General features: G+C 72.4%; 17 protein-coding genes. 16 read left to right on the forward strand and 1 reads right to left on the reverse strand.

Annotated features, from left to right (window positions below):
- Nucleotides 1-74: 74 nt before the first annotated feature.
- The 16 genes from BCD49_RS19260 (at nucleotide 75) to BCD49_RS19335 (ending at nucleotide 21,270) form a co-directional block, all read left to right on the forward strand.
- Nucleotides 75-1,292 carry an LLM class flavin-dependent oxidoreductase gene (locus BCD49_RS19260; RefSeq protein ID WP_007515683.1) on the forward strand — a complete coding sequence of 406 codons (1,218 nt, stop codon included), beginning with the start codon at nucleotides 75-77 and terminating at the stop codon, nucleotides 1,290-1,292.
- Nucleotides 1,289-2,071 carry a cysteine hydrolase family protein gene (locus BCD49_RS19265; RefSeq protein WP_007515682.1) on the forward strand — a complete coding sequence of 261 codons (783 nt, stop codon included), beginning with the start codon at nucleotides 1,289-1,291 and terminating at the stop codon, nucleotides 2,069-2,071. The genes BCD49_RS19260 and BCD49_RS19265 overlap by 4 nt, the downstream gene beginning before the upstream one ends.
- Complete coding sequence (locus BCD49_RS19270; protein ID WP_007515681.1) at nucleotides 2,068-2,517, forward strand: cupin domain-containing protein; 450 nt, start codon at nucleotides 2,068-2,070, stop codon at nucleotides 2,515-2,517. The genes BCD49_RS19265 and BCD49_RS19270 overlap by 4 nt, the downstream gene beginning before the upstream one ends.
- Nucleotides 2,514-3,419 carry an MBL fold metallo-hydrolase gene (locus tag BCD49_RS19275; protein ID WP_051467432.1) on the forward strand — a complete coding sequence of 302 codons (906 nt, stop codon included), beginning with the start codon at nucleotides 2,514-2,516 and terminating at the stop codon, nucleotides 3,417-3,419. The genes BCD49_RS19270 and BCD49_RS19275 overlap by 4 nt, the downstream gene beginning before the upstream one ends.
- A 227-nt stretch (nucleotides 3,420-3,646) precedes the next feature.
- Nucleotides 3,647-4,057 carry a phosphoribosyl-AMP cyclohydrolase gene (gene hisI / locus BCD49_RS19280; protein WP_007515679.1) on the forward strand — a complete coding sequence of 137 codons (411 nt, stop codon included), beginning with the start codon at nucleotides 3,647-3,649 and terminating at the stop codon, nucleotides 4,055-4,057.
- Nucleotides 4,054-5,622, forward strand: a complete 1,569-nt coding sequence (locus BCD49_RS19285) for an anthranilate synthase component I (RefSeq protein WP_007515678.1) — start codon at nucleotides 4,054-4,056, stop codon at nucleotides 5,620-5,622. The genes hisI and BCD49_RS19285 overlap by 4 nt, the downstream gene beginning before the upstream one ends.
- 59 nt (nucleotides 5,623-5,681) lie before the next feature.
- Entirely contained in the window at nucleotides 5,682-6,443 is a 762-nt protein-coding gene (locus BCD49_RS19290) for a Trp biosynthesis-associated membrane protein (RefSeq protein WP_007515677.1), read from the forward strand.
- A gap of 373 nt (nucleotides 6,444-6,816) precedes the next feature.
- The gene (gene trpC / locus BCD49_RS19295) at nucleotides 6,817-7,623 is read left to right on the forward strand and encodes an indole-3-glycerol phosphate synthase TrpC (protein WP_007515676.1); all 807 of its coding nucleotides are present in this window, start codon (nucleotides 6,817-6,819) and stop codon (nucleotides 7,621-7,623) included.
- A gap of 86 nt (nucleotides 7,624-7,709) precedes the next feature.
- On the forward strand, nucleotides 7,710-9,008 hold the full coding sequence (trpB, locus tag BCD49_RS19300; protein WP_007515675.1) for a tryptophan synthase subunit beta: 1,299 nt from the start codon (nucleotides 7,710-7,712) through the stop codon (nucleotides 9,006-9,008).
- An 84-nt stretch (nucleotides 9,009-9,092) separates the two neighbouring features.
- A complete protein-coding gene (gene trpA, locus BCD49_RS19305; RefSeq protein WP_007515674.1) occupies nucleotides 9,093-9,941 on the forward strand; it encodes a tryptophan synthase subunit alpha in 849 nt (282 codons plus the stop codon).
- Between the two features lie 102 nt (nucleotides 9,942-10,043).
- Nucleotides 10,044-11,294, forward strand: coding sequence for a prolipoprotein diacylglyceryl transferase (gene lgt, locus BCD49_RS40810; protein ID WP_083401559.1), 1,251 nt, complete (start codon nucleotides 10,044-10,046; stop codon nucleotides 11,292-11,294).
- Complete coding sequence (locus BCD49_RS19315; protein WP_007515672.1) at nucleotides 11,287-11,997, forward strand: VIT1/CCC1 transporter family protein; 711 nt, start codon at nucleotides 11,287-11,289, stop codon at nucleotides 11,995-11,997. The genes lgt and BCD49_RS19315 overlap by 8 nt, the downstream gene beginning before the upstream one ends.
- A gap of 429 nt (nucleotides 11,998-12,426) precedes the next feature.
- On the forward strand, nucleotides 12,427-16,986 hold the full coding sequence (gene gltB / locus BCD49_RS19320) for a glutamate synthase large subunit (protein WP_083401560.1): 4,560 nt from the start codon (nucleotides 12,427-12,429) through the stop codon (nucleotides 16,984-16,986).
- A 209-nt stretch (nucleotides 16,987-17,195) separates the two neighbouring features.
- Nucleotides 17,196-18,641, forward strand: coding sequence for a glutamate synthase subunit beta (locus tag BCD49_RS19325; protein WP_071041744.1), 1,446 nt, complete (start codon nucleotides 17,196-17,198; stop codon nucleotides 18,639-18,641).
- Nucleotides 18,642-19,153: 512 nt separating this feature from the next.
- Entirely contained in the window at nucleotides 19,154-19,876 is a 723-nt protein-coding gene (locus tag BCD49_RS19330; protein ID WP_027141288.1) for an adenylate kinase family protein, read from the forward strand.
- Nucleotides 19,877-20,070: 194 nt separating this feature from the next.
- The gene (locus tag BCD49_RS19335) at nucleotides 20,071-21,270 is read left to right on the forward strand and encodes a cytochrome P450 (RefSeq protein ID WP_007515667.1); all 1,200 of its coding nucleotides are present in this window, start codon (nucleotides 20,071-20,073) and stop codon (nucleotides 21,268-21,270) included.
- Nucleotides 21,271-21,433: 163 nt separating this feature from the next.
- Here the strand turns inward: BCD49_RS19335 and BCD49_RS19340 are convergent, their stop codons facing one another.
- The gene (locus tag BCD49_RS19340) at nucleotides 21,434-22,300 is read right to left on the reverse strand and encodes a hypothetical protein (RefSeq protein WP_007515666.1); all 867 of its coding nucleotides are present in this window, start codon (nucleotides 22,298-22,300) and stop codon (nucleotides 21,434-21,436) included.
- Nucleotides 22,301-22,577: the final 277 nt, after the last annotated feature.

The following is a 22,577-nucleotide window of genomic DNA, read 5'->3' on the forward strand; positions in this document are numbered from 1 at the left end:
AACGGATGGGTGATGGCGCTGAAACACCCGCGCGGCAGTGTTCATGGCATCAACACCGTGGCGAGGGGAGTGCGATGCGCGTCGGCGTGTTTCTCTTCGGGGCCGTCGAGATGGGCGACACCATCGGCGCCGGCGGCACGGAGCCGACGGCGCGTCGCTACACCCAGGCCGAGTTCCTGGCCGCGACGCGCCGCATCCTGGACACCGGCGTGCTCGCCGACGAGCTCGGCTACGACGCCTTCTGGCTGACCGAGCACCACTTCCAGCACGAGGGCTACGAGGTCGTGCCGAACGGCCTGCTGTTCGGCGCCTTCCTCGCCGAGCGGACCCGCCGGATCCGCATCGGCACGATGTTCAACGTCGTCGGCCAGTGGCACCCGCTGCGCCTGGCCGAGGACTTCGCGATGCTGCACAACCTCTCCGGCGGCCGCGGCATCCTCGGCGTCGGCCGGGGCACCGTGCCGCGCGAGATCGAGCCGCTCTCGCTCGGCCGGATGTCGATCGGCTCCACCGACAACCCGGACGCGCTCGCCGCCGACGCTGTCAACCGCGACGTCACGAACGAGGCGCTCGACCTGCTGCTCACCGCGCTGGACAACGAGACTTTCAGCCACCGCGGCAGCCATTTCCAGGCACCTCCGCCGGGCATCCCCGACCGGGGCGGCGAGGTCGAGTCACTCACCCTCATCCCGCGTCCGGCCTACCCGTACGAGGTGTGGCAGGCGATCAGCAGCCCCGGCTCGCTGGCGGCGGTGCCCGCGCGCGGATTCGGCGGCGTGTTCTGGCTGGCCAGCCGCTCGCTGCTGCGCGCCCGCTGGGACCGCTACGCCGAGGTCTACGCCGATACGCATGGCGGCGCGGCGCTCGCCCCCGGCGAGAAGCGGATGGTCGTCCTCAACACCTACGTCGCGGACACCCGCGAGCAGGCGATGGAGCTCGCGCGCCCCGGCCACGACGAGTTCTGGCGCTTCCTCGGCCCCTACGGATGGAACCGGGCCTACCTGGGCCCCGACGGCGGCATGCCGCCGGCCGGCTGGGTGCCGACCCTGGAGGACTCCGTCGAGCAGGGCGTGTGGGCGGTCGGCACCGCCGAGGACGTCGCCGAGTCGATCCTGCGGCTGCGTGACGACCTGGGTGGCCTGGCCGACCTGACGATCTTCCCGACGGGCCCCGGCGAGAGCTACGACGCCACCGACGAGCAGCTGCGCCGCTTCGCCCGCGACGTCCGTCCGCTCCTCGACGCCGCGGAGCCCGTCGCGGCCGGCTCCGTCGCGGCCGATGCCGCGCCATGACCGACCAGGAACCTGCCGTGCCGCTCGGGCCGAGCGCCGTCAACAGCTGGCGGGTCGGACCCGGCGCGGTGGACCTGCGGCGCCCGGCCCAGCCCGAGCGGGCGCTCACCGTGCCGGCCCTGCCGCAGCGGCTCACCCTGGACCTGGCCCGCACCGCCGTCGTCGTGATCGACATGCAGAACGACTTCTGCCACCCCGACGGCTGGCTCGCCGGCATCGGCGTCGACGTCACCCCGGCCCGAGCGCCGATCCCGGTGCTCGCCGAGCTGCTCCCGGCGTTGCGCGCCACCGGCGTGCCGGTCGTCTGGCTCAACTGGGGCAACCGCCCCGACCGGGCCAACCTGCCGCCGGGCGTGCTGCATGTCTACAACGGCGACGGCGCGGGCACCGGCATCGGCGACCCGCTGCCGAACGGCTCCCCGGTGCTCACCGAGGGTGCCTGGGCGGCGGCCGTCGTCGACGAGCTGCAGATCGAACCGGGCGACGTCGAGGTCTCCAAATACCGGATGAGCGGCTTCTGGGACACCCCGCTGGACACGGTGCTGCGCAACCTGCGGGTCGACACGTTGCTGTTCGCCGGCGTCAACGCCGACCAGTGCGTGCTCGCGACGCTGACCGACGCGGCCTGCGTCGGCTACGACGTCGTGATGGTCGAGGACGCGGTCGCGACGACGTCACCGGAGTTCTGCATGGAGGCGACCGTCTACAACGTCCGCCAGTGCTTCGGCTTCACCGTCACGGCCGCCGACCTCGCCGACGCGCTGAAGGCTTTGGGTTGAGCGCCGCCGAGCCCGCCGGGCCGCCCGTGGTCCGGCCACTGGCCGAGGTGACGGCGCACCGGATCTCACCCGCCGACACCGTCAGGCTCGCCGTCCTCAGCGGCCCGGCCCAGGGCTCGCCGACCACCGTCGTGTTCGAGATCTGGGAGCCGGGGGGCTCGCAGCCACCGAACTCCCATCCCGCCTCGACGGAGACCTTCGTCGTGCTCGCCGGCACCGGCCTCGCGCACAGCGACGGGCACACCCGCCCGCTCGGCCCCGGCGACGTGCTCGTGCTGCCGCCGGGCTCCGTCCACCGCATCGTGAACACGTCCGACACCGACCGCCTTTACACGATCACCGTCATGGCGCCCGACGACGGCTTCGCCGCGCTGATCGAGCGCGGCCCGGTCGCCGGCCTGGACCCCGAGGATGTGGCCGTCCTGCGGGAGAACGCCGCGCCGTGAGCGGGCGGGAGCGGCTGATGGCCGACCAGGACCCCTGGTTCGTGACCCGAAGACTGCGCGACGGCGTGTGGCTCGTCGCCGAGCCGTGGCACGTCTACTGCTTCCTCGTCGTCGGCACCGAGCGGGCCGTGCTGGTCGACACCGGCACCGGCATCGCCGACATCTCGGCCCCGGTCCGCCGGGTCACCGGGGCGCCGGTGCTCGTCGTCAACACCCACGCGCACGACGACCACCGCGGCGGGAACGGCTACTTCGACGAGGCCGCGGCCCACCCGATCGCCGTCGAACGGCTCACGCACGAGGTCCCCGCCGAGCGCGTCGGCGCCTACCTGACGGTGGCCGCCGAGCAGCTCGCCGCCTACGAGACGGCGCTCGCGCTCGACGACCGTTACTTCCACCTGTTCACCGCCGACGTCCGGCCCCGCGCGCTGCCGCCGGGCGTCCGCGCCGCCACGGCCGCTCCGATCGGGACGGGGCCGGCGGCCCGCCCGCTCGCCGACGGCGACGTGATCGACCTGGGCGGCCGGACGCTGCGCGTCCTGCACAGCCCGGGACACTCGCCGGACTCGCTGTGCCTGCTCGACGAGCGCGACGGCCTGCTCTTCGTCGGCGACACGCTGATCACCGGCGACTTCTGGGCGCACACCGACGACACGGACCTGGAGGCGTTCGTCACCAGCCTGCGCCGCCTCGACGGCGACCTCGCCGGCCAGGTCAGCCGGGTCATGCCGGCGCACACCCGCTCCTGCGAGGCCGGGCCGCACCTGCTGCGCGACGCCGCCGACGCGATCGAGGCCGTGCACACCGGCCGCAGCACCGGTGAACCGGGTCTCGACCTCTACGGCCGCCCTGTGCTGCGCCACCGCTTCACCGAGTTCAACATCCTCAGGCCTGCTGTATAGGACACGGGCCTTGGCTTGGTGACGTCTCGGCGGCGAGTCACCATGCGGCGCGCAGGCGCGCCTCGCGGAGGCCCGGCCCACGAGCGAAGCGAGGTGGGTCGGGCCGCAGCGAGGTCGCCGGAGCGCCCGTTCGCGGAGGAGGACACGGCGCGGAGGTCCCTTGGGAGCGAAGCGAGTAAGGGGCCGGAGCGCCGTGCCCGCACGGAGCGAACCAGAAACACGGCAGAATGGGCCCGGTGAGTGTGACCTCGTCAGGGCTCGACCCGGCGCTGGCCGGGCGGCTGAAGCGGGACGCCGCCGGGCTGTTCCCCGCCGTCGTCCAGCAGTACGACACCGGCACCGTCCTCATGGTCGGCTGGATGGACGACGAGGCGCTGCACCGGACACTGACCACCGGCCGGGCCACCTACTGGAGCCGCAGCCGCCGGGAGTACTGGGTCAAGGGTGACACCTCCGGCCATGTCCAGTGGGTGCGCTCGGTCGCGCTCGACTGCGACGGTGACACGGTGCTCGTCCAGGTCGACCAGGTCGGCCCCGCCTGCCACACCGGCGCGCGCAGCTGCTTCGACGGCCGCGAGCTGCCGGCGGCGCACGGCTCGCCGGATGGCCCGACGCCCCAGACGGGAGAGCCCCGATGACGACCGGTGAGATCTCACCCGACCGCGCCGCGTTCCGCGCGCTGGCCGCCGGCCACGCGGTCGTGCCGGTCACCCGCCGGCTGCTCGCCGACGGGGAGACGCCCGTCGGCGTGTACCGCAAGCTCGGCGGTGGCCCGGGCACCTTCCTGCTGGAGTCGGCCGAGCACAGCGGGATGCGGTCCCGCTACTCGATCATCGGGGTGCGCGCGGCGGCGACCCTGACCGAGGTCGACGGCGTGGCCTGCTGGGCCGGGGGGCCGCCGCCGGCGGGGGTACCGACCGGCGGTGACCCGCTGGTCGTGCTGCGCGCCGTGGAGCAGGCGCTGCGCGCGCCTCGGCTGCCCGGCATGCCGCCGCTGATGGGCGGACTGGTCGGCTACCTCTCCTACGACTTCGTGCGCCGCATCGAGCGGCTGCCCGAGCATGCCGTCGACGATCTGCGCATACCCGAGCTGCGCCTGCTGCTGTGTACCGACCTCGCCGTGCTCGACCACGCCGACGGCTCCTGCCTGCTCGTCGCGAACGTGTTCACGCGCGCGCCCGGCGCGCCGGCCGGCGCGCCCGCCGCGGACGGGACGTATCCGACGGTCCCGCTCGACGAGGCGGCGCTGGACGCCGCGTACGACGACGCGGTCGCCCGGCTGGAGGTGATGACCGCCGAACTGCACAAGTGGACCGAGCCGACCGTCGCCGCCACCGGCGCGCTCGCCGCCCTCGACATCGCGGGGTTCACCTCGGCGATGGCGCCTGGCCAGTTCCAGCAGGCGGTGGAGCGCTCGATCGAGGAGATCCGCGCCGGCGAGTGCTTCCAGATCGTGGTCTCGCAGCGGTTCGAGCGGGCGACCTCCGCCGGCGCCCTCGACATCTACCGGGTGCTGCGGGCGTCGAACCCGAGCCCGTACATGTACCTGCTGCGCTTCGGCGACTTCGACGTCGTCGGCACGTCCCCCGAGGCGCACGTCAAGGTCACCGGCGACCGGGCGCTGCTGCACCCGATCGCGGGCAGCCGCCCGCGCGGCGGCACCCCCGAGGCGGACGCGGAGCTCGCCGCCGAGCTGCTGGCCGACCCGAAGGAACGCGCCGAGCACGTCATGCTCGTCGACCTGGTTCGCAACGACCTGGGCCGGGTCTGCGTGCCGGGGACGGTGCGGGTCGTCGAGTTCGCCACGATCGAGCGCTACTCGCACATCATGCACATCGTCTCCACCGTCACCGGCCAGGTCACGCCCGAGCACAGCGCCGTCGACGTGCTCGCGGCGACGTTCCCGGCGGGAACCCTGTCCGGGGCGCCGAAGGTGCGGGCGATGGAGATCATCGACGAGCTCGAGCCGACCCGGCGCGCCCTCTACGGCGGTGTCGTCGGGTACCTCGACTTCGGCGGCGACCTGGACACCGCGATCGCGATCCGCACCGCGCTGGTCCGCGACGGCTGGGCCTATGTCCAGGCCGGGGCCGGTATCGTCGCGGACTCGGACCCGGACGCGGAGGACCGCGAGAGCCGCACGAAGGCCGCGGCCGTGCTGCGGGCGATCGAGATCGCCGAGTCGCTGCGTTCCCCCGGCTGAGGCTGGGCTGGGCGTCGGGGCGCTTCGCGTCCTCCGTACGTGGTCGGGAGTCCAGGCACATGAACCAGAAGGCAAGTATCGACGCGGACGAGGCGGTCGGCGTGCCTGCGCCGATGGCCTCGGGCGCTGACGCCGACGCGGCCGTGCGGATGCACGTGCGCGACGCGGCCGGCGGACTCCCGGCCGGCCGGCCGGGGCTGGCCGGCCGGGCGGGCCTGGGCGCCGCTGTGCTCGCCTGCCTCGTGGGGGCGGGGCTGGTGCTGTTCGCGAGCTCGGCGACGTGGGCGCGCACCGAGGTGCGGGACGCGACGACGACCGGTGGCGGTGCGGTGGGGACGCCGCTCGCGGTGGCCCTCGGCGGCGGGGACCTCGCGCCGGCGGTGAGCGCGCTCGGGCTGGTGGGCCTCGCCGCGGCGGTCGCCCTGGTGGCGACCAGGGGCGCCGGCCGGCGGGTCGTCGGGGTGCTGGTCGCCCTGGCGGGCGTCGGTGTGGTGGTGCTCGCCGCTCGGATCGGGGTCACGCCAGAACCGGCCGTGCGCGCGGCGCGCCACGTCGTGGACCTCGCCCCCAGCGGCCATCCCCGGATCGGCCAGGTCCGGCTCTCGGCCGCCCCGTGGGCCGCGGCGCTGGGGGGCCTGGCGTTCGTCGGCGCGGGCCTGGTGGCGGTGGTGTTCGGTCCCCGCTGGCCGGGCATGGGCGGCCGCTACCACACCAGGGCGCCCCGCCCGCTGGACGACTGGGACGCGATCGAGCGCGGTCAGGACCCGACGGCCTCGGCCGACTCGGTGGACCGGCCCGACCGGCCCGACCAGGGCGGTTAGCTCAGGTAGCTCCACGAACACGCTCTACCGTCCGGATCGTCGCGCTGGTGCCCGGACGCGGGATGGGTCCGAAACGGCGATGATGCGCGGGATGGCCGTGCCGGATGATGTGCCGGGCTCCGCGCGGGTGGGCTCCCGTCGGCGGGGAAGAACGAGCAACAACGAGACAACGACGCTGCGTGTCCGCCGAGACGGCCATCGTTGCAGGATATGACCTGCTTAGCCGTTGATCGTCTGCAAATGCCTAGTCCGGACGATCGCCGGGCAACTACGGACGGTCAAGGATTCGGCGCGGCCATGGGGGGCCATGTGCGTTCCTGGTGCGTGGGCCTACCATCGGCGCCATGGCAGCGAAAGCCAGAGGAGCCCGGCTGTGACCGTCCTCGACGAGATCATCGCCGGTGTCCGTGCCGACTTGGCCGAGCGTGAGGCGCGTATCCCCTTTGACCTGCTCAAGCAGCGGGTCGAGAAGGTCCCCGACCCGCGGGACGCCCTCGCGGTGCTGCGCGCCCGCCGCGTCGCAGTGATCGCCGAGGTGAAGCGGCGCAGCCCGTCGAAGGGCGAGCTCGCGGGCATCCCCGACCCCGGGGCGCTCGCCGGCATCTACGAGTCGGCCGGCGCGGCGGCCGTCAGCGTGCTCACCGAGCGGCGCCGCTTCGGTGGGTCGCTAGCCGACCTGGACGCCGTCCGCGTAGCTGTCGACGTGCCCGTGCTGCGCAAGGACTTCATCGTCTCGCCCTACCAGGTCCTGGAGGCGCGGGCGCACGGCGCCGACATCGTGCTGCTGATCGTCGCGGCGCTGGACCAGCCCCGGCTCGTCGGCCTGCTCGAGCGGATCGAGTCGCTCGGCATGACGGCGCTGGTCGAGGTCCACGACGAGACCGAGACGATGCGCGCGCTCGACGCGGGGGCCCGGCTCGTCGGCGTCAACGCCCGCGATCTCAAGACGCTGGAGATCAGGCGCGAGACGTTCGCCCGGCTGGCCCCGCTGGTGCCCTCCGGCGTGCTGAAGGTCGCCGAGTCCGGCATCCGCGGCCCGCACGACCTGCTCGCCTACGCCGAGGCCGGCGCCGACGCGGTGCTGGTCGGGGAGGCGGCGGTCAGCGGCTCGGACCCACGCCAGACGGTCGCCGACCTCGTCGCCGCGGGCGCCCACCCGGCCACCAAGGTCGGGCGCTAGCGCCGGGCGCGAGCTCCCCGCGCCAGCGCCCGCGCGGGGCTGCTCGGACCCGAAGAACGGGTGGGGTGGGTGGATAGAGTCGGGGCGTGAGCCCCAGCAGCGCCGGAGCTACCGGCACCACCGCACCGGCCGTCCCCTCGTTCCTGGACGCGGAGCCCGGGGCGCGGCCAAGCGTGCCGGACACGCTGGGGCACTTCGGGCCGTTCGGCGGGCGGTTCGTGCCCGAGGCGCTGATGGCCGCCCTGGACGAGCTGACCGCGGCCTACGACGAGGCCCGCGCGGACCCGGCGTTCGTCGCCGAGCTCGACGGCCTGCTCGCCAGCTACGCCGGCCGGCCGACCCCGGTCACCGACGCGCGCCGGCTCACCGCGCGCATCGGCGGCGCCCGGCTGCTGCTCAAGCGCGAGGACCTCGCGCACACCGGCTCCCACAAGATCAACAACGTGCTCGGCCAGTGCCTGCTGACCAGGCGCATGGGCAAGACCCGGGTGATCGCCGAGACCGGCGCGGGCCAGCACGGCGTCGCGACCGCGACCGCCTGCGCGCTGCTCGGCCTGGAGTGCGTCGTCTACATGGGCGAGGAGGACACCCGCCGCCAGGCGCTCAACGTCGCCCGGATGCGCCTCCTCGGTGCCGAGGTCGTCCCGGTCACCTCCGGCAGCCGGACGCTCAAGGACGCCATCAACGAGGCGCTGCGCGACTGGGTCGCCACCGTCGATCGCACGCATTACTGCATCGGCTCGGTGATGGGCCCGCACCCGTTCCCGATGCTGGTGCGTGACTTCCAGCGGATCATCGGCGTCGAGGCCCGCGAGCAGGTGCTCACGCTCACCGGGAAGCTCCCGGACGCGATCGTCGCCTGCGTCGGCGGCGGCTCGAACGCGATGGGGATCTTCCATCGTTTCATCCCGGACACCTCCGTCCGGCTGATCGGCTGCGAGGCCGGGGGCGACGGCCTCGCCACCGGCCGGCACGCGGCCGCGATCGCCGGCGGCGGCTCCGGTGTGCTGCACGGCATGCGGTCGTACTTCCTGCAGGACGACGACGGCCAGACGAAGGTCTCGCACTCGATCTCCGCGGGCCTGGACTACCCGGGCATCGGCCCGGAGCACGCCTGGCTGCACGACACCGGCCGGGCGACCTACCGGGTCGTGGACGACGCGGCGGCGATGGAGGCGCTCGCCCTGGTCGCGAAGACCGAGGGGATCCTGGTCGCGATCGAGAGCGCGCACGCGTTCGCCGGCGCGTTCGACGTCGCCCGCGAGCTCGGCCCGGACGCGACGGTCCTGGTCAGCTGCTCGGGACGAGGCGACAAGGACGTCGACACGGCGGCCCGCTGGTTCGGCGTGCTCCCCGCCGACGGCGGTGAGCCCGCTCACAGCTGACCCGGGGTGGGCGACAGGCATCCCGACAGACATCCCGACAGGCACGCGCATGACGGCCGAGACCGGCCGGGAGACGGACAGCTGGTGCAGGCACAGGGCACGCGCGGGCGGCTCGCGGACACCTTCGCGGCGGCACGCAAGGAGGGCCGCTCGGTCCTGGTCGGCTACCTGCCGGCCGGATTCCCGACGGTCGACGGCGCCATCGCGGCCATGCGCGCCATGGTCGAGGCCGGCGTGGACGTGGTGGAGGTCGGCCTCCCGTACTCGGACCCGACGATGGACGGCCCGGTCATCCAGGAAGCCGCCGACGCCGCGTTGCGCGGCGGGGTCACCACCGCCGACGTGGTCCGCACCGTCGAGGCGGTCGCCGAGACCGGGGCGCCCACGCTCGTCATGACCTACTGGAACCCGGTGGAGCGCTACGGAGTCGAGCGCTTCGCCGCGGACCTCGCCGCCGCCGGCGGCGCTGGTGTCATCACCCCCGACCTGCCTCCGGAGGAAGCGGCCCCGTGGCTCGCCGCCGCCGGCGCGCACGACCTCGACCCGGTCTTCCTCGTCGCGCCGAGCTCGACCGACGAGCGGATCCAGCTGGTGACCGGCATCACCGGCGGCTTCGTCTACGCCGCGTCGCTCATGGGTGTGACGGGCGCCCGCCAGTCGGTCGGCGCCGCGGCCGAGGGCCTGGTCAAGCGGGTGCGGGCGGTGACCGACCTGCCGGTGTCGGTCGGCCTCGGCGTGCGCGACGGCGCCCAGGCGGCGACCGTGGCCGCCTTCGCCGACGGCGTGATCGTTGGCTCGGCCCTCGTCGGCGCCCTGCTGACCGCCGAGCGCGCGGGCACGGGGCTCTCAGCCGGCCTGGACGGCATCCGGGCGCTCACCGCCGAACTCGCGGCGGGGGTCCGCCGCCCTTCCCCGGCCACGGGCGACGCCTGACCGCCCGCCACCGCCGCACGACGGTCGGTGGGTAGGCGCTGTCCAGCTCTTGTTTGCCGGAGGGGTGGACGAGGCGGCGGTGTCGCTAGGTAGCCTTGCGCCGTGGTACTAGCCGCGATTCCCAGCCCATCCCGAGGCGTCATCCACCTCGGGCCGCTGCCGCTGCGCGCCTACGCCTTTATGATCATAATTGGCGTCGTCGTCGCGGTCTGGCTGACGGGGCGGCGGCTGCGCGCCCGCGGGGCCGACCCGAACCTCGCCGGGGACGCCGGCGTGTGGGCGGTGCTGTTCGGCATCGTCGGCGCCCGGCTCTACCACGTCATCACCAGCCCCGAGGCCTACTTCGGGGCGGACGGGCACGTCGCCGACGTCCTGAAGGTGTGGAACGGCGGGCTGGGGATCTGGGGGGCGGTCGCCGGCGGCGCGCTGGGTGTCTGGATCAAGACGAGGCGGTCGGGCGTCTCGTTCCTGATGTTCGCCGATGCGGCGGTGCCCGGCATCGTCCTGGCCCAGGCGATCGGCCGCTGGGGCAACTACTTCAACCAGGAGCTGTTCGGCCGGCCCAGCACGCTGCCCTGGGCGCTGGAGATCGATGCGGCGCACCGGCCGGCCGGGTACGAGCAGTTCGCGACGTTCCACCCGACGTTCCTGTACGAGTCGCTGTGGTGCCTGGGTGTCGCCGCGGTCCTGCTCCTCGTCGACCAGCGGCGCCGCCTCGGCCGCGGCCGACTGCTCGCGCTGTACATCATGCTGTACACCGTCGGCCGGGCCTGGATCGAGGCGCTGCGCATCGACGACGCCACGCACATCGGCGGCCTGCGGCTCAACGACTGGGTCAGTATCGCGGTCTTCGTCGGCGCGCTTCTGATGTTCATCCTCCTGCGCAAGCCCGTGGACCGGGGCGGCGAGCCACCGGCGGCGGTCACCCCCGCGCAGACCGGTGGCGACGCGCCCGAGGCCGGGACCCCGGCCGAGGAGAACGCGACGACGGACCCGAACGTGACGGACGCCAAGCCGGTGGACGCGAAGCCGGCGGACCTCAGGCCGGCAGGCGCGGCGACGGCCGCCGCCGCGAGTCCCGCGGACGAGGTGCTGGCGGACGAGATCCTGGCGGGCACCAAGCCCAGCGAGTCCCTGCCGGCCTCCCCAAAGCCGGCGGCCACCCCGGCCACCCCGGCCACCCCGGCCACCCCGGCCACCCCGACCGGCGACCTCGCCGGCTCCGCCGACGCGGGCGAGGTCGTCACGGCCGGCGCCGTCACCGCGAGGGTCGRCCTGGACAAGTCGAGCGGCGCCGGGGCCGCGGACAGCGGCGGGGACGGTCCCGCTGGCGGTAGCCCTCGCGATGCCTGACTCCGGCCTGGGCCACCGGCACCGGGACACGCATCGCGACGTCTCCGGTGGCTGGCTGCGCCCGGCGGTGTTCGGCGCGATGGACGGGCTGGTCAGCAACGTCGCGCTGCTGTCCGGCTTCGCGGGCGGCGCGTCGTCGCGGTCGACGGTGCTGCTCGCCGGGCTCGCGGGGCTGGCCTCCGGCGCGTTCTCGATGGCCACCGGGGAGTACACGTCGGTCACGTCACAGAACGAGGCGATGGCCGCCGAGATCGAGGTGGAACGACGGGCGCTGTCGGACTTCCCGACGGACGAGCGTGCCGAGCTCGCCGCCACCTACGCGAGGAAGGGCGTCGACCCGGAGCTCGCCGACGCGGTGGCCCGTCAGCTGCACGCCGACCCGGAGGTCGCGCTCGCGATCCACAGCCAGGAGGAGCTCGGCGTCACACCCGGCCGGCTGCCGAGCGCGCTGGTCGCCGCGGCCTCCTCGTTCGCCGCGTTCGCCGTCGGGGCCCTGGTACCCGTCCTGCCGTACCTGCTTGGCGCCGACACGTTCCTGGCGAGCGGTGTGCTGGCCGCCGTGGCCCTGTTCGCCGTCGGGGTGGCCGTCAGCCGGTTCACCGGCCGTTCGCGGCTGCTGTCCGGCGTCCGCCAGCTCGCCCTCGGCGCACTCGCCGCCGGCGCCACCTACCTGGTCGGCGTCCTCGTCGGGGGCGTCAGCTAGGAGGCCGTCGGCCACGGGGTCGTCGACCGCCCCCGGGCGCGCGAATGGTGGGAACATACCTCCCTAAAGGGGGGGTACGAACCGGGCAGGTCAGCGTAAGCCGGGTGTGTATGGAACACAACTGTCACATTCATGTGACCTGGCGGACACTGACGATCTCAGCGAATCGGGCGGGGGCGTGGCACACTCGTTGCAGCGTATGACGCGACTGGCTCACCGCGCCCTGACCCGGCTGACATGGCCTCAGCTGACATGATCCCAGCTGTCTCGGCCCTGGCTGTTCGGGGCGGGTCTTCCGTACCTGGGAGACCTCGAGGCGCGCTGTGCCCAGGCACCGGTGCCTGGCGCCCGGTGCAGGCCGTCGTCGCGTCACCCGGACAGCGTCGTCCGCACCCCTTCAGGCCCTGAAGACGGACAGGACACCTCCGGATGCCGACTAAGCAAGGTCTCTACGACCCCTCCTTCGAGCACGACGCCTGBGGTGTCGGGTTTGTCGTCGATGTGCACGGCCGGCGTAGTCATGAGCTGGTCGACCAGGGCCTTACGGTACTGCGCAACCTCGACCATCGGGGAGCCTCGGGTAGCGACCCGGACACAGGTGACGGAGCCGGCATCCTCGTCCAGATCCCGGACGTGTTCCTGCGCGACGTGGCCGGCTTCCCGCTGCCGGCTCCCGGCCGGTACGCCGTCGGCATCGCGTTCCTCCCGCAGGTGGCCGGTGACCGCGACGAGGCGGTGCGCACCATCGGCAGGCTGACCCGGCAGGAGGGCCTGCGGCTGCTCGGCTGGCGTGAGGTGCCCGTCGTCAGCCACATCGTGGGCCACGCCGCCCGCGAGGTCGAGCCCCGGATGCGCCAGCTGTTTGTCACGCTGCCCGGTGTCCCGGTCGCGGCGGCCGTCGGCGCGCCGGTCGAGGACGACACGCCGTTCGACGTCATGGAGCTGGAGCGCCGCGCGTTCTGCCTGCGCAAGCGGATCGAGCGGCAGACCGGGGTCTACCTTCCGTCGCTGTCGGCGCGCACGCTGACCTACAAGGGGATGCTGACCACCCACCAGCTGTCGGCCTACTTCCCCGACCTCGACGACCCGCGGTTCGCCAGCGCCATCGCCCTGGTGCACAGCCGGTTCTCGACGAACACCTTCCCGAGCTGGCCGCTGGCGCACCCCTACCGGCTGATCGCRCACAACGGTGAGATCAACACCGTCCGCGGCAACCGCAACTGGATGCGCGCCCGCGAGGCGCTGCTCGCCAGCGACCTGATTCCCGGCGACCTGTCCCGGTTGTTCCCGATCTGCGCCGCCGACGCCAGCGACTCAGCCAGCTTCGACGAGGTCCTCGAGCTGCTGCACCTGGGCGGGCGCAGCCTGCCGCACGCCGTGCTGATGATGATCCCGGAGGCCTGGGAGAACCACGCGGAGATGGACGCGCGGCGCCGCGCCTTCTACCAGTTCCACGCCACGCTGATGGAGCCGTGGGACGGGCCGGCGTCGATCGCCTTCACCGACGGCACGATGATCGGCGCGGTGCTCGACCGCAACGGCCTGCGCCCGTCGCGTTACTGGATCACCGACGACGGCCTGGTCGTCATGGCCTCCGAGGTCGGCGTGCTCGACATCCCGCCGCACCGGGTGATCCAGAAGGGCCGGCTCCAGCCGGGCCGGATGTTCCTCATCGACACCGCCAAGGGCCGGATCGTCAGCGACGACGAGATCAAGTCGGAGCTCGCCACCGCCTCGCCCTACGGGGAGTGGCTGCACGCCGGCGTCATCCAGCTCGCCGACCTGCCGGCCCGCGAGCGGGTCGTCTACAGCCACGCGTCGGTCACCCGCCGTCAGCAGGTCTTCGGCTACACCGAGGAAGAGCTGCGGATCATCGTCGCGCCGATGGCGCGCACCGGCGCCGAGCCGATCGGGTCGATGGGCACCGACACCCCGATCGCGGCGCTCTCCGAGCGGCCGCGGCTGCTGTTCGACTACTTCCAGCAGCTGTTCGCCCAGGTCACCAACCCGCCGCTGGACGCGATCCGCGAGGAGCTGGTCACCAGCCTCGGCAACTACCTGGGGCCGGAGGGCAACCTGCTGACGGCGAGCCCCGCCACCTGCCGGGTGGTCCACCTCCCCTTCCCGGTGATCAGCAACATCGAGCTGTCGAAGATCATCGGCATCAACGACGACGGCGACATGCCCGGCTTCGCCGCGGTCACCGTCCGCGGCCTCTACGAGGTCGCCGGTGGGGGTGCGGCGCTCGCGGCGCGGATCGAGGAGATCTGCGTCGGGGTCAGCGCGGCCATCGCCGACGGTGCCCGCATCATCGTGCTGTCCGACCGCGACTCCGACGAGCGGCTCGCGCCGATCCCGTCGCTGCTGCTCACCGCGGCCGTGCACCACCACCTGATCCGGGAGAAGACCCGCACCAAGGTCGGCCTGATCGTCGAGGGCGGCGACGCGCGCGAGGTGCACCACATCGCGCTGCTGGCCAGCTACGGCGCCGCCGCGGTCAACCCGTACCTGGCGTTCGAGGGCGTCGAGGACCTCATCGGCCGCGGCGAGATCGAGGGCGTCACCCCGGAGCAGGCCGAGAAGAACCTCATCAAGGCGCTCGGCAAGGGCGTGCTGAAGGTGATGTCCAAGATGGGCATCTCCACCATCGCCAGCTACACCGGCGCCCAGGTCTTCGAGTCGATCGGCCTGCGCTCCGACGTCATCGACAGGTACTTCACCGGCACCGCCTCGCGCCTGGAGGGCGTCGGCATCGACGTGCTCGCCGCCGAGGTCGCCGCCCGGCACGCCCGCGCCTACCCGCGGGTGGCCACCGAGCTCGCGCACCGCAGCCTCGAGATCGGCGGCGAGTACCAGTGGCGCCGCGAGGGTGAGCTGCACCTGTTCAACCCGGAGACGGTGTTCCTGCTGCAGCACGCCACCAGGACCCGCCAGTACGACGTGTTCAAGGAGTACACGGCCAAGGTCGACGAGCTGTCCAAGCGCGACGCCACCCTGCGCGGGCTGTTCGAGCTGCGGCCCGGCCTGCGCCGACCCATCCCCATCGAGCAGGTCGAGCCGGTCTCCGAGATCGTCAAGCGGTTCGCCACCGGCGCCATGTCCTACGGCTCGATCAGCGCAGAGGCGCACGAGACGCTCGCGATCGCGATGAACCGACTCGGCGGCAAGTCGAACACCGGCGAGGGCGGCGAGGACGCCGAGCGGTTCGTCCCCGACGCGAACGGCGACCTGCGCCGCTCGGCGGTCAAGCAGGTCGCCAGCGGTCGGTTCGGCGTGACCAGCGAGTACCTCGCCAACGCCGACGACCTGCAGATCAAGATGGCGCAGGGCGCGAAGCCCGGCGAGGGCGGCCAGCTGCCCGGCCACAAGGTCTATCCGTGGATCGCGAAGACGCGGCACTCGACGCCGGGCGTCGGCCTGATCTCGCCGCCGCCGCACCACGACATCTACTCGATCGAGGACCTCGCCCAGCTCATCCACGACCTGAAGAACTCGAACCCGAAGGCGCGGGTGCACGTCAAGCTGGTCGCCGAGGTCGGCGTCGGCACCGTCGCCGCCGGCGTGTCCAAGGCGCACGCCGACGTCGTGCTCATCTCGGGCCATGACGGCGGCACCGGCGCCTCGCCGCTGACGTCGCTCAAGCACGCCGGCGCCCCCTGGGAGCTGGGCCTGGCCGAGACCCAGCAGACGCTGCTGCTCAACGGGCTGCGCGACCGGATCGTGGTGCAGGTCGACGGCCAGCTCAAGACCGGCCGTGACGTCGTCATCGGCGCGCTGCTGGGCGCCGAGGAGTTCGGCTTCGCGACCGCGCCGCTGGTCGTCGCCGGCTGCGTGATGATGCGGGTCTGCCACCTCGACACCTGCCCCGTGGGCGTGGCGACCCAGAACCCGACGCTGCGGGCCCGGTTCACCGGCAAGCCCGAGTTCGTCGAGAACTTCTTCACGTTCATCGCCGAGGAGGTCCGCGGGTACCTCGCCCAGCTGGGCTTCCGGACGCTCGAGGAGGCCGTCGGCCGGGTCGACCTGCTCGACGCGACCGCCGCCGTCGAGCACTGGAAGGCCGAGGGCCTCGACATCAGCCCGCTGCTGCACACCCCCGAGGCGCCGTTCGGCCGGTCGCTGCACAACTCGGCCAGCCAGGACCACGGCCTCGACAAGGCGCTCGACAACTCGCTCATCCAGCTGTGCGAGGGCGCGCTGGAGGACGGCCGGCCGGTGTGGCTGGAGATGCCGATCCGCAACGTCAACCGGACCGTCGGCACCATGCTCGGCTACGAGGTCACCCGCCGCTACGGCGCGGTCGGCCTGCCGGACGACACGATCTCGCTGCGCTTCACCGGCTCGGCCGGCCAGAGCTTCGGCGCGTTCGTCCCGCGCGGCATCACCCTCACCCTGGAGGGCGACGCCAACGACTACACCGGCAAGGGCCTGTCCGGCGGGCGGATCATCGTCTTCCCGCCGAAGGAGGCGCCGCTGCGCGCCGAGGAGAACATCATCGCCGGCAACGTGCTGCTCTACGGCGCGACCGCGGGCGAGGCGTTCTTCCGGGGCGTCGTCGGCGAACGGTTCTGCGTGCGCAACTCGGGCGCGACCGCCGTCGTCGAGGGCGTGGGCGACCACGGCTGTGAGTACATGACCGGTGGCACGGTCGCGGTGCTCGGGCCGATCGGGCGCAACTTCGCGGCTGGCATGAGCGGCGGCGTCGCCTACCTGTACGCCCCGGTGAGCGCGCGGATCAACACCGAGATGGTCGACGTGGAGCCGCTCGACGCGGAGGACCGGGCGCAGCTGGTCAGCCTGCTCACCCGCCACCGCCGCGAGACCGGCTCGACGGTCGCCGCCCGGCTGCTGGCGGACTGGGAGGACGAGCAGGAGAAGTTCGTCAAGGTCATGCCCCGCGACTACAAGCGGGTGCTGACCGCGATCAAGCAAGCCAAGGAACAGGGCATCCCCGCCGACGACCTGATCATGGCTCTAGCCCGCAGCTGACGCAGTTGGGCTGGGACTCGCCGGGGGTAAAACCCTGGTGGGGAGGTTCAAGATCAAGCAGCCGGGCCAGACGCGGAGGCCCGTCCGCGAGCGCCGGGGTTCCTGCGGAATCGGCGAAGCCGATTTCGGAGGTCGTGACGTGGCCGGGCCGCGGCGGAGGTCGCCGGAGCGCGCCGCCCGGACGAAGCGAACCATCAATAAGGAGCGGCATGGCTGACCCGACTGGGTTCCTCCGGCACCACCGGGAGCTTCCGGCGCGCCGGCCCGTGGACGTGCGGATCCAGGACTGGCGGGAGGTGTACGAGGAGTTCCCCTCGCCATCGCTGGCCGCGCAGGCGGCGCGCTGCATGGACTGCGGCATCCCGTTCTGCCACAACGGCTGCCCGCTGGGAAACATCATTCCCGAGTGGAACGACCTCGCGCGCCGGGGTGAGTGGTCCGAGGCGATCGACCGGCTGCACGCGACGAACAACTTCCCGGAGTTCACCGGGCGGCTGTGCCCGGCGCCGTGCGAGGCGGCCTGCGTCCTCGGGATCTCCGACGACCCCGTGACGATCAAGCAGATCGAGGTCTCCATCATCGACCGGGCGTTCGCCGACGGCCGGGGCGTCGACCCCATACCGCCGTCGACGCGCACCGGGAAGAAGGTCGCCGTCGTCGGCTCCGGCCCCGCCGGGCTCGCCGCCGCCCAGCAGCTCACCCGGGCCGGGCACGACGTCACCGTCTACGAGCGCGCCGACCGGATCGGCGGCCTGCTGCGGTACGGCATCCCCGAGTTCAAGATGGAGAAGGCCGTCCTCAACCGCCGTATCGCGCAGATGGAGGCCGAGGGGACGAAGTTCGTCACGTCCTGCGACGTCGGCGTCGACATCGGCGCGGACGAGCTCCGCGCGTCGCACGACGCGGTGGTGCTGGCCGGCGGCTCGACCATCGGGCGCGACCTGCCGGTGCCGGGACGGGAGTTCTCCGGCGTGTACCAGGCGATGGAGTACCTGCCCCTGGCCAACAAGGTGCAGGAGGGCGACCTCGCCGAGCCGCCGATCAGCGCGGCGGGCAAGCGGGTCGTCGTCATCGGCGGCGGTGACACCGGCGCCGACTGCCTCRGCACCGCCCACCGCCAGGGCGCGGTCTCCGTGCACCAGTTGGAGATCATGCCGCGGCCGCCGGAGTCCCGCCCGCCGGCGAACCCGTGGCCGAGCTACCCGATCGTCTACCGGGTGTCGTCGGCGCACGAGGAGGGCGGCGAGCGGGTGTACGCCGTCTCCACCGAGTCCTTCCTCGGTGACGAGGACGGCCGGCTGCGCGCCCTGCGGATGCACGAGGTCCAGATGGTCGACGGCAGGTTCCAGAAGGTCGAGGGCACCGACGTCGAGCTGCCCTGCGAGCTGGTGCTGATGGCGATGGGCTTCGTCGGCCCACAGCGCGAGGGCCTGGTCAACGATCTGGGCGTCGAGCTGGACGCACGCGGCAACGTCGCCCGCGACGCCGGCTGGCAGTCCTCGGTCCCCGGCGTGTTCGTCGCCGGCGACATGGGCCGCGGCCAGTCGCTCATCGTCTGGGCGATCGCCGAGGGCCGCTCGGCCGCGGCAGCCGTCGACCGTTACCTGGTCGGCGCCACCGACCTGCCGTCCCCGATCACCCCGACCCGCCGCTAAGCGCCGGATCCCGACCGGCCGGTAGCTTCTACCTTCTTGTGGCTGTTGCAGTGACCATGGCTACGTTGCAGTGACTATGGCTATCACGATGGCCGTGACGATGACTGTGACGATGACTGTGGCTTGTGATCGTGATTTGTGTTCGGTGGCCGTGTCGCTCGGCACGGTCACCGAACGCGGCGAGAAGCCTTTGTAGAATGTGATTTGCTTCTTTGAGAATGGGATTTTCATCCAGGCTTCGGCCAATTGTGGCTGGTACCGCGGGGATGGGGGTCTCGGCAGCCACGGACGGCGGGGAAGAGGTCGCCCCCAGAGCCGGAAGACCCGTGGTGCGACGTGGGTTACGGCCGGGTGGACGTATCGCGACGCTGACGGATACGCTGCCCGGGCCTCGGCAGGGCCACGGCCCCCGGGACCGCCAGTGATTCCCGCCGCGTTCCGAAAGCGCCGGGTCAGGTTTCTTACACGTCATCCAGGCTTATGGGGGTTTGGTGCGGGGTAGGGTCCACTCGGTGAGAGTCGTGCTGCTCGGCCCGCCGGGCTCAGGCAAGGGAACGCAGGCCGCCCGGATCGGCTCCCGTTACGGCGTCCCGGCGATCTCCACCGGCCGGCTGCTGGACGCCGAGATCGCCGCCGGTTCCCCGCTCGGCCGCCGCGCCGAGGCGTATGTCCGTGCGGGCGACCTCGTCCCCGACGAACTGGTCCTCGACCTCGTCGCCGACCGGCTCTACGGCTCCAGCGCCGCCGCGGTGGTGGATCATGTGCCCGCGACCGCGCGCGCCTCGAAGGACGCGGAAGCTCTCGGCACGTCCTCGGAGGCGTCCGCGAGGTCGTCCACGGTCTCCACCGGCACGCTGACCGCGCCGTCGGCGACCCCGGCCGCGGACGTCTGCCAGGGTTTCCTGCTCGACGGGTTCCCGCGCACGCTCGCGCAGGCCGAGGCGTTCGACGCCAGGTTCGCCGAGGCGGGCTGCGCGCTGGACGTCGTGCTCGACCTAGACGTCGACGAGTCCACCGTGCTGGAGCGGATCAGGCATCGCGCCCGTTCCGAAGACCGGCTGGACGACGACGAGGAGACCGCCCGGCGGCGCCTCAAGGTCTTCGCCGAGCGCACGGCGCCGCTGCGCGCCTACTACGCCGCCAGCGGCATCCTGCGCACCGTCGACGGCTCCGGCACTCCCGACGAGGTCGCCGCCCGTCTCGAGGCCGTCCTCACCGACGTCACCCGTGGATAGCTGACAGATCAAGACACCACGCGCCCCCGGTCCCTGGCCGGGGGCGCGTCGGCGTGTCCGGGCTTTGGGTTCGGCTGGCGGACGTTCGCCAAGGTCCGTAGAAGTTGTGTCGAGTATGCAGATTAGATACTTTATGCCTATTGTGGCCATGTCCGCTGTGGCTGCTGGTGTCCGGTATCTGATCAGGAGTGCGGATGGTCGAGTTCAACCCGTATGACCTCGCGACCTATCGCGACCCGTACCCGGTCTACCGGGCACTGCGGGAAGAGGCGCCGGTCTACTACAACGCCGACCTGAAGTTCTGGGCATTGTCGCTGCACGCCGATGTCCTGGCCGCGCACAACGACTGGCAGACCTACTCCAGCACCGGCGGAGTCACGATCGAGGGCCGCGAGGCCGGCGCCCCTATGATCATTCTGCGGGACCCGCCGGAGCACCGCTGGCACCGCAAGATCGTCAGCAAGGTGTTCTCCCCGCGCCGGATGCTGGCCCTGGAGCCCTACATCCGTCGCCGCGCTGGCGAGCTGCTCGACCGTTTCCTCGACGCCGACGAGTTCGACGCCGTCCGCGACTTCTCCGTCCAGCTGCCCCTCGACGTGATCAGCGAGCTGCTCGGGATCCCCCAGGAGTACCGGCAGACCATCAACGAGTGCAGCGACCGAATCCTCGCTCGTGGCGAGGGCGTCGACGAGGAGGCGGAGTTCATCGCCGCCAACGCCGAGATCATCAACATCTATCTCTCGCTGGCGGCCGAACGGCGCAGGAACCCGACGGACGACCCGATCAGCCTGCTGATCACCACCGAGGTGGACGACGACGAGGACGGCTCGACCCGGACCTTGCCGGACGACGAGATCGCATTCCGGTTCCTGGAGCTGGGCGCCGCCGGCCACGAGACCGTCGCCAAGGCCATCCCGAACGGCCTGATGGCCCTGACCCGGTTCCCCGACCAGCGCCGCCTCCTGCTGTCCGACCCGTCCCTCTACGACCGGGCCGCCGGCGAGACCCTGCGCTTCGACGCCCCGTCCCAGCTGCAGGGCCGGACCGCCACCCGCGACGTCGAGCTGCACGGCGTCACGATCCCGGCGGGCGACCGGGTCATGCTGATCACCGGCTCGGCGTTGCGTGACGAGCGGGTCTACGAGAACCCCGACGTGTACGACCTGAACCGGAGGGACGAGCCGTCGACGGTGTTCTTCGGCTTCGGTATCCACCGGTGCCTGGGGGCACACCTGGCCCGGCTCGAAGTCAAGATCGCGCTGGAGGAGGTCCTCAAGCGGTTCCCCGACTACGTGGCCGATCCGGAGCGGGCCGTGATGAAGGTGTCGTCGAACGTCCGAGGTGCGGCTAACCTGCCGTTCGTGACGAAGGGCGCCGCGCTGGCGTCGGCGTAGGGCTGGTGCGGCGGCGGCGGCGGCGTAGCGGCGCGCTCCCGCCGGTCGCCGCGTTCATGATCGCCGCCGCCGTGTTGCCATCGTCACGAAATCGCCGGATTCACGACGGCCGCAACACGGCGGCGGCGATCAACCCGGCGTGGGACGGCTGTCGAGAGCTGGCTCAGCTGAGCCGGTCGAGTACTGCGGCGAGGATCGCGGTGTCGACGTCGTCCAGGTGGGCGGCGAGGGTGTCGCGGTCGCGGTCGCCGGCGAGGACTCGGCGTAGCGCGGCGACGAGGTTTGCCCAGTCGTTGGCCTTGGCCAGTTCGTCGAGTACCTGGTCAACCTCAGTGGGCAGGGGCTGGCGGGCGTTCGCTGCGGTGGCAACGGCCGAGATGATCGGTTCCCATGCCGCGAGGCGGCGGTCGGGGTCCGGCCCGGAGACCGGTTCGGGGGGTAGAGCGCGGGCGGCGTTGATCAGATCGTGGAGGGCCTGGTCGGCGGTGGCCCGGTTGCCGGCGAGACTGTCGACGAGGCCCGCCCAGCGGACGCCGTCGACCTGGCTGACGAGGGTATCGACCGCGGCGACGGTGTCGGGGATATCCAGGTCGGGGCCGCCGGTGAGGTGGTGACTCAGCGCTTGGGCGGTATTTGCCTGCCAGGTGCTGGTGATGCCGGTGAGGTGGTAGAGCAGGGTGGCGGCGATCCGGTGGGCGAGTACCAGGCCGGTGGTGGTGGGGTCGAGGTAGTTGGCGAGGTTGTGGTGGGAGATGGCGATGGCGTTCGGGTCGGGTCGGATGTAGCTGAGGCGTAGGGCGGTGTATTCGAGGCGGGTGGCCTCGTCGGGGCGGCCGTAACTGTTGGCGAGTGCGGCGCGGGCGGAGAACGTCTTGCCGACCATGTCGAGGTCGCCGGTGTCGGTAAAGACCCGTTGGCAGTCGGCCAGCAGTGCGTCGGCGTCGTCGAGGCGGCCGAGGCGTAGCAGCGAGCCGTAGTCGTTGAACCGGCTGCGGGCGATGTCGTAGGCGCTGGCGCCCCGGGCCCGCATGCTGTCCACCTGCCATGCGGTCAGGTCCAGCTGCTGCTCCCAGCGGCCGAGGCTCTGGGCCGCGAACGCCGCGGTGTCCAGGATGGCCTCGCGGACGTTCCAGGGTGTGACCGCGTCGTCCGGGTCCGCCTGGTCGGGCAGGGCGTCGAGACGGGCCAGCAGCGTCTGCGCGTCGGCCAGCAGGGCGTGTCATGACGACTGTGTAAGTCGGAGGTGGACCAGGATCGATCTACCTTGATCGGGTAGGTCAGAAATGGACACCGAATGACGCAGAGTG

Source organism: Pseudofrankia sp. EUN1h (genome assembly GCF_001854645.1).
Lineage (GTDB): Bacteria > Actinomycetota > Actinomycetes > Frankiales > Frankiaceae > Pseudofrankia > Pseudofrankia saprophytica.

Bases quoted from the DNA above. Each gene is read 5' to 3' on its own strand.
- BCD49_RS19260 (WP_007515683.1), top strand. From the start codon at position 75: ATGCGCGTCGGCGTGTTTCTCTTCGGGGCCGTCGAGATGGGCGACACC.
- BCD49_RS19290 (WP_007515677.1), top strand. From the start codon at position 5,682: ATGAACCAGAAGGCAAGTATCGACGCGGACGAGGCGGTCGGCGTGCCT.
- BCD49_RS19265 (WP_007515682.1), top strand. From the start codon at position 1,289: ATGACCGACCAGGAACCTGCCGTGCCGCTCGGGCCGAGCGCCGTCAAC.
- BCD49_RS19315 (WP_007515672.1), top strand. From the start codon at position 11,287: ATGCCTGACTCCGGCCTGGGCCACCGGCACCGGGACACGCATCGCGAC.
- BCD49_RS19335 (WP_007515667.1), top strand. From the start codon at position 20,071: ATGGTCGAGTTCAACCCGTATGACCTCGCGACCTATCGCGACCCGTAC.
- hisI (WP_007515679.1), top strand. From the start codon at position 3,647: ATGGGCCCGGTGAGTGTGACCTCGTCAGGGCTCGACCCGGCGCTGGCC.
- BCD49_RS19285 (WP_007515678.1), top strand. From the start codon at position 4,054: ATGACGACCGGTGAGATCTCACCCGACCGCGCCGCGTTCCGCGCGCTG.
- BCD49_RS19340 (WP_007515666.1), bottom strand. From the start codon at position 22,300: ATGCGGGCCCGGGGCGCCAGCGCCTACGACATCGCCCGCAGCCGGTTC.